The organism is Actinophytocola sp., from assembly GCF_045807065.1.
GTDB lineage: Bacteria > Actinomycetota > Actinomycetes > Mycobacteriales > Pseudonocardiaceae > Actinophytocola.
Genome location: NZ_JBJMIE010000325.1, coordinates 1 through 9,185 on the forward strand (window position 1 = coordinate 1; position 9,185 = coordinate 9,185).

The 9,185-nt window shown below is 70.1% G+C and carries 10 protein-coding genes; 5 read left to right on the forward strand and 5 right to left on the reverse strand.

Annotated features, from left to right (window positions below):
• Positions 1-128: 128 nt before the first annotated feature.
• The 4 genes from ACJ73U_RS18805 to efeU are packed head-to-tail and all read right to left on the reverse strand — an operon-like array spanning position 129 to position 3,770.
• Positions 129-524, reverse strand: coding sequence for an NUDIX hydrolase (locus ACJ73U_RS18805; protein WP_407778951.1), 396 nt, complete (start codon positions 522-524; stop codon positions 129-131).
• Complete coding sequence (efeB, locus tag ACJ73U_RS18810) at positions 521-1,774, reverse strand: iron uptake transporter deferrochelatase/peroxidase subunit (RefSeq protein WP_407778952.1); 1,254 nt, start codon at positions 1,772-1,774, stop codon at positions 521-523. Before efeB ends, ACJ73U_RS18805 begins: the two co-directional genes overlap by 4 nt.
• Positions 1,771-2,898 (reverse strand): iron uptake system protein EfeO, encoded by a 1,128-nt coding sequence (gene efeO / locus ACJ73U_RS18815; protein WP_407778953.1) that lies wholly within the window; start codon positions 2,896-2,898, stop codon positions 1,771-1,773. The genes efeB and efeO overlap by 4 nt, the downstream gene beginning before the upstream one ends.
• Positions 2,895-3,770, reverse strand: a complete 876-nt coding sequence (efeU, locus tag ACJ73U_RS18820) for an iron uptake transporter permease EfeU (protein WP_407778954.1) — start codon at positions 3,768-3,770, stop codon at positions 2,895-2,897. The genes efeO and efeU overlap by 4 nt, the downstream gene beginning before the upstream one ends.
• A gap of 224 nt (positions 3,771-3,994) precedes the next feature.
• Between efeU and ACJ73U_RS18825 the strand changes: the two genes are divergently transcribed.
• A complete protein-coding gene (locus tag ACJ73U_RS18825; protein ID WP_407778955.1) occupies positions 3,995-4,807 on the forward strand; it encodes a lytic transglycosylase domain-containing protein in 813 nt (270 codons plus the stop codon).
• On the opposite strand, the gene ACJ73U_RS18830 is transcribed toward ACJ73U_RS18825, so the two are convergent.
• A complete protein-coding gene (locus tag ACJ73U_RS18830) occupies positions 4,804-5,190 on the reverse strand; it encodes a tetratricopeptide repeat protein (RefSeq protein WP_407778956.1) in 387 nt (128 codons plus the stop codon). The two genes, ACJ73U_RS18825 and ACJ73U_RS18830, sit on opposite strands and share 4 nt — an antisense overlap.
• Before the next feature lie 171 nt (positions 5,191-5,361).
• Between ACJ73U_RS18830 and eno the strand changes: the two genes are divergently transcribed.
• From eno to ACJ73U_RS18850, 4 genes are all read left to right on the forward strand, one after another.
• Entirely contained in the window at positions 5,362-6,648 is a 1,287-nt protein-coding gene (gene eno, locus ACJ73U_RS18835) for a phosphopyruvate hydratase (RefSeq protein WP_407778957.1), read from the forward strand.
• Positions 6,648-7,178: an FtsB family cell division protein gene (locus ACJ73U_RS18840; protein ID WP_407778958.1), complete on the forward strand. Its 531-nt coding sequence runs from the start codon at positions 6,648-6,650 to the stop codon at positions 7,176-7,178. Before eno ends, ACJ73U_RS18840 begins: the two co-directional genes overlap by 1 nt.
• Positions 7,175-7,663 (forward strand): DUF501 domain-containing protein, encoded by a 489-nt coding sequence (locus tag ACJ73U_RS18845; protein ID WP_407778959.1) that lies wholly within the window; start codon positions 7,175-7,177, stop codon positions 7,661-7,663. Before ACJ73U_RS18840 ends, ACJ73U_RS18845 begins: the two co-directional genes overlap by 4 nt.
• Before the next feature lie 219 nt (positions 7,664-7,882).
• The gene (locus ACJ73U_RS18850) at positions 7,883-9,085 is read left to right on the forward strand and encodes a lytic transglycosylase domain-containing protein (protein WP_407778960.1); all 1,203 of its coding nucleotides are present in this window, start codon (positions 7,883-7,885) and stop codon (positions 9,083-9,085) included.
• Positions 9,086-9,185: the final 100 nt, after the last annotated feature.

Genomic DNA, 9,185 nt, shown 5'->3' on the forward strand with positions numbered 1-9,185 from the left:
GTTGGTCGAGTGAGGTTGGGGCTGAGTGGGCGGGTTGGGCAAGCAGGGCGGGTGGCGGGCTGGGTTGGTGGAGGCAGCTGGCCTTTTGCGTCCTTTTGTTTCCTCGATATTCGTCTTGCTTGGGGTGGTTAGTTGAGGCGGTTTGTTTCGTGTAGGTGGTCGAAGATCAGTTGGTCCACCGGGGAGACCTTGTCGCGGTCCGCGTAGGTTAGCCAGCGCACTTCTGCTATTTCGCTGCTTGCCCTTGGGGTGCCTTCGTAGTGGGCTGAGTAGCACGTCATCTGGACCAGCACGCCTGCTGTGTGGCCATGTGCTTGTGCGGTGAACGTGCCCTCGTGTACGGCCGTGGCGGGGTCGATCTGCACCGCCAGTTCCTCGCGGACCTCGCGGGTCAGGGTGTCCAGGTCGGACTCGCCTGGTTCGCGCTTGCCGCCCGGTAGGTAGTAGACGGTCTTGCCCTTGGACCTCGTGCTCAGGATTCGGCCGCCGGCCAGTTCCAGCCACGCGATCTTGTCGATTGTCATGCGAACAGTGTGTCGCCCCAGTAGCCGCCCTTTGACACACCCGGTGGGACCGCGAACAGGCCCGAGCCCGTGTGTTCCACGTACTCCATCATGCTGTCCTTCGACGACAGGGCCTGTTGCATCGGGACGAACTGCTTCCTCGAGTCCCTGTTGAAGCAGATGAAGAACAGGCCGGCGTCCAGGTGACCGAGGCCGTCCGTGCCGTCGGTGAAGTTGTAGCCGCGGCGGAGGATTCGGGCCCCACCCAGCGCCTCTGCCGAGGCCAGGCGGATGTGTGCGTCATCTGCGATGACCGGGACGCCGCCCGCGCCTCGGACGTGCAGGTCCGGTTCGTCGAACTCCGCTACCTGGCCCAGTGGGGCGCCGGTGCCCTTCGCGCGGCCGATGATCGCTTCCTGTTCCGCCAGGGGGGTGCGGTCCCAGATCTCGATGTGCATGCGGATCCGGCGGGCCACCAGGTACGTGCCGTCCACCAGCCAGTTCGGGCCGTCGTCCTTGGCCACCCAGACGTGTTTGGTCAGCAGGTCCGTTTCCTCGGCCTTCAGGTTCCGCGTGCCGTCCTTGAAGCCGAACAGGTTCCGTGGGGTGGCCTGCGACTTCGACGTCGACGACGTCCTGCCGAAGCCCAGCTGCGACCAGCGCACCGCCACCTTGCCGAACCCCAGGCGTACCAGGTTGCGGATCGCGTGCACGGCCACCTGGGGATCGTTGGCGCACGCCTGCAGGCAGAGATCACCGTCCGAGCGCTTCGGGTCCAGGTCGTCGGCCGGGAAGTGGGGGAGGGGGGCCAGTGCCTCGGGCAGGTGGGGCGCCAGGCCGAAACGGTCGTCGAACAGGGACCTGCCGAAGCCGATGGTCAGGGTCAGCGCCGACGCCGCCAGGTCCAGTGCCTCGCCCGTGTCCGCCGGGGCCGCGTCCGGCAGGCCGCCCACCGCGCCGTCCGGCTTCGCCTCCAGGCCTCGGGTCATGCGGTCCGCGGCCACCGTCCAGTCCTTCAGCAGCTGGATCAGTTCGGCGCGGTCGGTCGTCGTGACGTCCAGGGCCACGAAGTGCATGCGGTCCTGGGCGGGCGTCACGATGCCGGCCTGGTGGCGGCCGTAGAACGGCACCGCGTCGGCCGCGGCCGACGTGTGCGTCACCGGGTCGCCGGACAGCGCCTCGTTCGCCAGGACCCCGGCGGCCGCGCCCGCGCCGGCGACCGCCGCGCCGGCGCCGACGACGCCGAGCAGCCTGCGTCGGGAGAGCGTCACTTTCCCGACACCACCTCGGCGACCTGGCTGATCGGCTCGCCAAGCGCGTCGACCGCCTCGGACATCTGCTTGATGTCGTCCTGCGTCAGCTCGGTGTACAGCCTGAACCCGTCACCCACGCGGTACTTCTCCAGCACGGTGTCGACCGCCGCGAATCTGTCGTCCAACGTGGTCAGCAGGCCCGGATTCCGCTCCTGGATCACCGGGCGCAGCGCGTTGATCGCCGCCTGCGAGCCGTCCACGTTGGAGCGGAAGTCCCACAGGTCCGTGTGCGAGTAGCGGTCCTCCTCGCCCGTGATCTTGCCGGTGGCGACCTCGTCCAGCAGCTCCTTCGCGCCGTTCGCCAGCTGCAGCGGGGTCAGCTCGACCGTCTTCGCGCGCGACGCCAGGTCCTCGATGTCCGACTGGAGCTGGTCGGCGATCGTGCCCGAGTCCGGCTGCAGGCCCTGCGCCCACAGGTCCTTCTCCAGCCGGTGGAAGCCGGTGAACTGCTGGCCGGCCTCGACGTCGTCCTCGCGGGAGTCGGTCTTGGGGTCGATGTCGCCGAAGCTCTCCGCCACCGGCTCGATGCGCTCCCAGTAGATCCGCGCGACCGGGTAGAGCGACTTGGCCTTCTCCACGTCGCCGGCCTTGACCGCGCTCGTGAACTCCTTCGTCTTGTCCACCAGCGCCACGACCTGCGAGTTCACGTACTGCTTGTAGCTGGCCGTCGCCTCCGCCAGCTGCGAGTCGGCGTCCGTGGCCTTCTTCGCGTCACCGTTCACCGTGAACGCGCCGCGGATGCCCTTGCCCTGCATCCCCGGCTTGCACGCGGTCTGGTACTTCCCGGACTCGTTCACCTCGACGATCAGCCGTCGAGTCAGGCCGGGCGTGACGTTCTCGACCTCGCCCATGATCCGGTCGCCCTCGGCGTACAGGTAGAACTCGGTGACCCGGTTGCCCTTGTTGGTCACCTCGAACGTGATCGTGCCCGCGTCCGCGGACGTGCGGGCCACCTCGCACCCGCTGTCGGTCGCGGCCACGGCGATCGCGCCACCGGAGGACTCCTGCGGGGTCGCCGTGCCGCAGGCGGCCAGTGCGACCAGCGCGAGGGCGCCGGTGAGAACAACACGGGTCGAGGTCACGAGTGCTCCTTGACGGTGACAGGGGTGGCAGGGGCAACGGTGGTGGCAGGGGCGGCGGGCGGCGCGGTCCGCTTGCGCGGCCACAGGAAGACGGTCAGCACGACCACGACGTAGAGCACCCACACGACGGCCTGCACGACCGTGGTCTGGGCGGAGTAGTTGAGCAGGCCCTTGAGCAGCGCGCCGTACCAGGAGTCCTCCGGCATCGGGCCCGACAGGTCGAACGCGAGCGTGTTCAGGCCCGGCAGCACCCCGGCCTCCTGCAGGTCGTGGAAGCCGTAGCCGAGGATGCCGGCCGCGACGAACACCAGCAGCACGCCCGTGTAGGTGAAGAACTTCCCCAGGTTGAACCTGACCGCGCCCCGGTAGATCAGCCAGCCGAGCACCACGGCCGCGGTGATGCCGACGATGAAGCCGATCAGCGGCTCGTCCGGGCCGGTCTCGGCCGTGCGGACGTTCGCGTAGAAGAACGCCATGGTCTCCAGGCCCTCGCGGCCGACCGCGAGCAACGCCATGACCGCGACCGCCACGGGCCCGATGGCCAGCGCGTCGGACAGCCTGCCGCGCAGCTCGGCGGCGATCGTGCGGGCGGTCGAGCGCATCCAGAAGATCATCCAGGTGACGAAGCCGACCGCCAGGATCGACAGCGAGCCGCCCACGACCTCCTGCTGCTCGAACCGCAGCTCACCGATCGTGTAGGCGACGGCGGTGCCGATGCCGACGCAGATCAGCAACGCGGCCGCGACGCCGCCCCACACCCACTTGAGTGCCGCCCGCTGTTCCGACTTGACCAGGAAGGCGATGAGAATGCTGACGACGAGCGCCGCCTCGAGACCTTCGCGCAGCCCGATCAGCGCGCTGCTGAACAGCACGGTGCCTCCCTGCTTTGGATTGCCTAACCTGGGTGAAAATAGGCTTGCCTTACCTTCGTTGTCCAGCCGGCTCCGAAGTCTGCAACCCAAATGCGTTCTGGACTGTCCGCATCGCGGTGTTTGCCCAGTTCATCGTGGTGAAGATCTCGCCGGATCGGGAGGTTTCGCGGCAAGCTGGACCACAGTGAGCCCCGTCACCTGTCACGAATACGTAACCTGGGTCCGTGTCCTACCCCGTTCCACCGCAGTACGAGAGACCCGAGCCGGACCGACGGGTCCGCCGCAGGCTGGGAGGACTCATCCTGTTGGTGGCCGCGCTCGTCGCCGGTGTGACGGTCGTGGTGGTCGCGGTGAACCAGCCGGACTCGCTGTCCACCCCCACCCCGCCACCGCCGTTCGAGGTGCCGGAGCTGGACGTGGCGCCGGGCACCGCGGTACCGACGGCCACGGCGGCCGCGCCGGGGTCGGTGGACCTCGAGGCGTGGGCGAAGCGGCTGTCGGTGAAGACGGAGATCCCGGCGCGGAGCCTGCTGGCCTACGCCAGGGCGGAGATCGCGACGAAGCAGACCGACCCCGTCTGCGGGATCAACTGGGCGACGCTCGCCGGCGTCGGCCGGGTCGAGTCGCACCACGGCCGGTACGGCGGCACCAGGATCGGGCAGGACGGCAGACTGACACCGCCGATCATCGGCATCCCGCTGGACGGCTCGCCGGGCGTGAAGGCCGTCCCGGACACCGACGGCGGCCGGCTCGACGGCGACCCCCGGTGGGACCGGGCCGTCGGCGCCATGCAGTTCCTGCCGGCGACCTGGGCGCGGTGGGGCGTGCGGGCGAGCGGGGACGGCGCGGCCCCGGACCCCCAGAACATCGACGACGCCGCGTTGAGCGCGGCCGGGTACCTGTGCGCCTCCGGCGGCGACCTGTCCACCGCCGAGGGCTGGTGGAAGGCCGTCCTGAAGTACAACCAGTCCGTCACCTACGGCAAGGACGTCTTCAGCGGCGCGGACGCGTACGCGAAGGCCGCCGCCGCGCTCTAGCGGTCCTTCTCGACGGAGATGCGAGCGCTGACCTCGCCCAGCGCCTCCTGGTAGGCCGGGTCCGGGTGCATGGCCACGGCCAGCCGCAGCTGGGTCTGCGCCTCAGTGAGGCGGCCCATCCGCTGAAGGGTCTTGCCGAGCGCGAACAACGCGTAGTGGTCGGTCGGGTCGAGCTCGATCACCCGCCGGAACGCCGACTCGGCGCGCCTGAGCTGGGCCGAGTTGAGGTACGCGCGACCGGCGAGCAGGTGCACGGACGACTTGTCCGGCTCGGTCTCGAGGACCGGGGCGAGCACGGCCAGGGCATCCAGGGGCCGGCGTTGCGCCACCAGCGACTCCGCGCGGCGGAACGCCTCGAACGTCTCCTGGGCGTCTCCGGTCATGGTGCTTGCAACGCTACCCGCGCGCGGGCTGTTCCAGAAAGATCCACAAGGGTGGCGGTGGACTCGGCCGAGAAGGTGACGGAGAGTTCCGAGCGAGCCTCCAACGGGGGAATCCAGGGGCTATGTACGCTCGTCGGCGAGACTTTCCTGAACCGGTTGAGGAGCAAGCACGTGGCGGTTATCGAGCAGGTTGGTGCGCGTGAGATCTTGGACTCGCGCGGTAACCCCACCGTCGAGGTGGAGGTCGCTCTCGACGACGGCACGCTGGCCCGCGCAGCGGTGCCGTCCGGCGCGTCCACCGGGGAGCACGAGGCCGTCGAGCTGCGGGACGGGGACGCCAAGCGCTACTCGGGCAAGGGCGTCGAGAAGGCGGTGCAGGCCGTCCTCGACGAGATCGGGCCGGAGCTGAAGGACATCGACGCCGTCGACCAGCGGATCGTCGACCAGAAGCTGGTCGACCTGGACGGCACGCCGGACAAGTCGCGCCTGGGTGCCAACGCGATCCTGGGTGTGTCCCTCGCCGTGGCGAAGGCGGCCGCCGAGTCCAGCGGTCTGGAGCTGTTCCGCTACATCGGCGGCCCGAACGCCCACGTGCTGCCCGTGCCGATGCTGAACATCCTGAACGGCGGCGCCCACGCGGACACCGACGTGGACATCCAGGAGTTCATGATCGCCCCGATCGGCGCCGAGTCGTTCCGCGAGGCGCTGCGCTGGGGCGCCGAGGTCTACCACTCGCTCAAGTCCGTGCTGAAGGGCCGCGGCCTCGCCACCGGTCTGGGTGACGAGGGCGGCTTCGCACCGTCGCTGGGCAGCAACCGCGAGGCGCTCGACCTGATCGTGACGGCCATCGAGAAGGCCGGCTACACGGTGGGCCGGGACATCGCGCTCGCGTTGGACGTCGCCGCCACGGAGTTCTTCGCCGACGGCGCGTACACGTTCGAGGGCACCAAGCGCAGTGCCGAGCAGATGGCCGGGTACTACACCGAGCTGCTCAACGCCTACCCGCTGGTCTCGATCGAGGACCCCCTTTCCGAGGACGACTGGGACGGCTGGGTGCGGCTCACCGACGCGATCGGCGAGCGGGTGCAGATCGTCGGCGACGACCTGTTCGTCACCAACCCCGAGCGTCTGGAGGAGGGCATCGCGCGGCGGGCGGCCAACGCGCTGCTGGTCAAGGTCAACCAGATCGGCACGCTGTCCGAGACCCTCGACGCGGTCAACCTCGCGACCTCCTACGGCTACCGCAGCATGATGAGCCACCGCTCCGGCGAGACCGAGGACACCACGATCGCCGACCTGGCCGTCGCGACCGGCGTCGGGCAGATCAAGTCGGGTGCCCCGGCCCGCGGCGAGCGGACCGCCAAGTACAACCAGCTGCTGCGCATCGAGGAGATCCTCGGCGACGCCGCGCGGTACGCCGGCGACCTCGCGTTCCCCAGGTTCAACCCGGAGAGCTGATGGCCGAAGTGCCCGCGCGCGAACCCAGGAAGCGCACCACCGGTGGCCGGCGCCCGCAGAGCGTGCGCCGGCCGAAGGACGGCCGTCCCGCCCGGCCGGTGGTGCCGGGACGTGCGGGCCGCGGCCGCACCGTCCGCGCGGCGGCGGCCTTCGGGCTGTCGACCACCCGGCGGGCCGCGGTGTTCGCGATCGTGGTGTGCGCGCTGGCGCTGTCGGTCGCGGTGCCGCTGCGGACCTACCTCGGCCAGCGCGACGACGTGGCCGTGGAGGAGCAGCGGCAGGCGGAGCTGCGGGCACAGGTCGAGGCGCTGGAGGAGCGCAAGGCGCAGCTGGACGACCCGGCGCAGGTCGAGGCCGAGGCGCGGCGCCGGTTGCGGTACGTGATGCCGGGGGAGACCCCCTACATGGTCGAGCTGCCGGACGACGGCGGCGACGAGAACGACACCGGGACCGGTGACGAGCCGAAGAAGGGCAAGGCGAAGGACGAGTCGTGGTACCAGCTGCTGTGGAACGCGGTGTCGAGGGAGTGAGCGGAGCCCTGCCTGTTTCCGAGGCCGACCGCGCCGCGGTCGCCGCGCAGCTCGGCCGGCCGCCGCGCGCCATCCGAGCCGTGGCCCACCGCTGCCCGAGTGGGCATCCAGCGGTGATACAAACCTCGCCCCGCCTGGCCGACGGCACCCCGTTCCCGACGCTGTACTACCTGACGTGCCCCCGGCTGACGTCGCTGACGAGTCGGCTCGAGGCGAGCGGGTTGATGAAGGAGATGACCGAGCGGCTGGCCGGCGACGAGGAGCTGGCCGCCGCCTACCTCGCCGCGCACCGGTCGTACCTCGCCGAGCGGGACGCCATCGAGTCGCTCGGCACCGAGGTCAGCGCCGGTGGAATGCCCGGCCGCGTGAAGTGCCTGCACGTGCACGTGGCCCACGCGCTGGCCGTCGGATCGGGCGTGAACCCCTTCGGGGACGAGGCGGTCGAACTGCTGAAAGCGGACTGGCCGGCCGGCGACTGTGTCTGACTGGTAACTGGCAAGTTTCGCGCCTGGCCGAGTTCGTGTACCCGAAAGGGCAACCTGTCGCCCACATATCTACGTCTGCCATGCGGAAAGTGACGACTTGACCGTCGATTGACCTCTTTCTTGTGATGATGGTTCGTGAGACGGTGGCATGCGGCACACGGGCTGCGACGGGTGGCGACCTGTCCGTCGCGGCAAACGGCGCGAAGGGGTTCGGTACAGGTGAGTGCGGCGAACGGAAGATCAGCCGAGCGGCGTCTTCGGCGGCGGCGCAGGAAGCTCGCGGCGGCGACCAGCACCGTCCTACTGGTCGCGGCGGCGGTCGCGGGTGAGCCGATCAGTCTCGCGGCGGGCGTCCCCCAGGTCGCGGGGGGCATCGGCGGCGGGCTGAAGGGCATGACCGACCCGAGCGAGGTCGGCGCGTCCGGACGGCTGAACGAGGACGACGAGATCGGCTCCTACCTGCTCGACAACGCGGACGACGTCGACAGCCTGCTGAAGCTCGGTGGCGACGCGCCGAGTGAGGACGAGCTGGGCATCCCGAGCACGATGTATCCGGCGTACGAGAACGCGGCCGACGTCCTCGCGGAGCAGCAGCCGAACTGCAACCTGGACTGGTCGCTGCTCGCGAGCATCGGCCGGATCGAGTCGAACCACGCGCGGGGCGGCAAGGTCGACGACAACGGCGACACCGTGCCGAAGATCTACGGCCCGGTGCTCGACGGCGGCGGATTCGCCGCGATCCGCGACACCGACGGCGGCGTCTACGACGGCGACAGCCGCTGGGACCGCGCGGTCGGCAACATGCAGTTCATCCCGTCGACGTGGCTCGCGTACGCGTCCGACGGCAACGACGACGGCGTGAAGAGCCCGCACAACGTCTACGACGAGACGCTGGCGGCCGGCAAGTTCCTCTGCTCGGGTGGGCTGGACCTGTCGAAGGACACGGACCGCAAGGCCGCCGTGTTCCGGTACAACCACTCCGACAGCTACGTCGCCACGGTGCTGCTGTGGGCGGACGCCTACGCGAACGGCTTCACGCCGATGCCGGGTGACTACGCGCCGGCGGACGACGGCGGCGACGACAACTTCGCGTACGGCCCGCCCTCGATCGGCGACCTCCCACCGGTGCAGACGCCGACCACGAACCCGCCGGCACCGCCCGGCGGTGGCGGCACGACGAGCACCACCAACCCGACGAGCACCGGGTCCACGGCGCCGACCTCGTCGTCCGGCGGCCCGCGCACGACGGCGCCGCAGCCAACCACGACCACCCCGTGCACCCCGCCGCCCTCGACCGACCCCACGACGACCACGACGGAGAGCGCGCTGGCCACGGGCGACTCGGTTCCGGCGGAGGGCTCGGGCGCGACCACGACCACGGACACGACGACGACCACGACGACGCCGCCGGCGACCTGCTGAGCCGAGGCACGACGGAGGGGACCGGAGTGGTCAGGTGAGGCGCTCCGGTGGTCGCCTAGGCTGGCGGGCATGGCACGGGTTGCGGCGATCGACTGCGGGA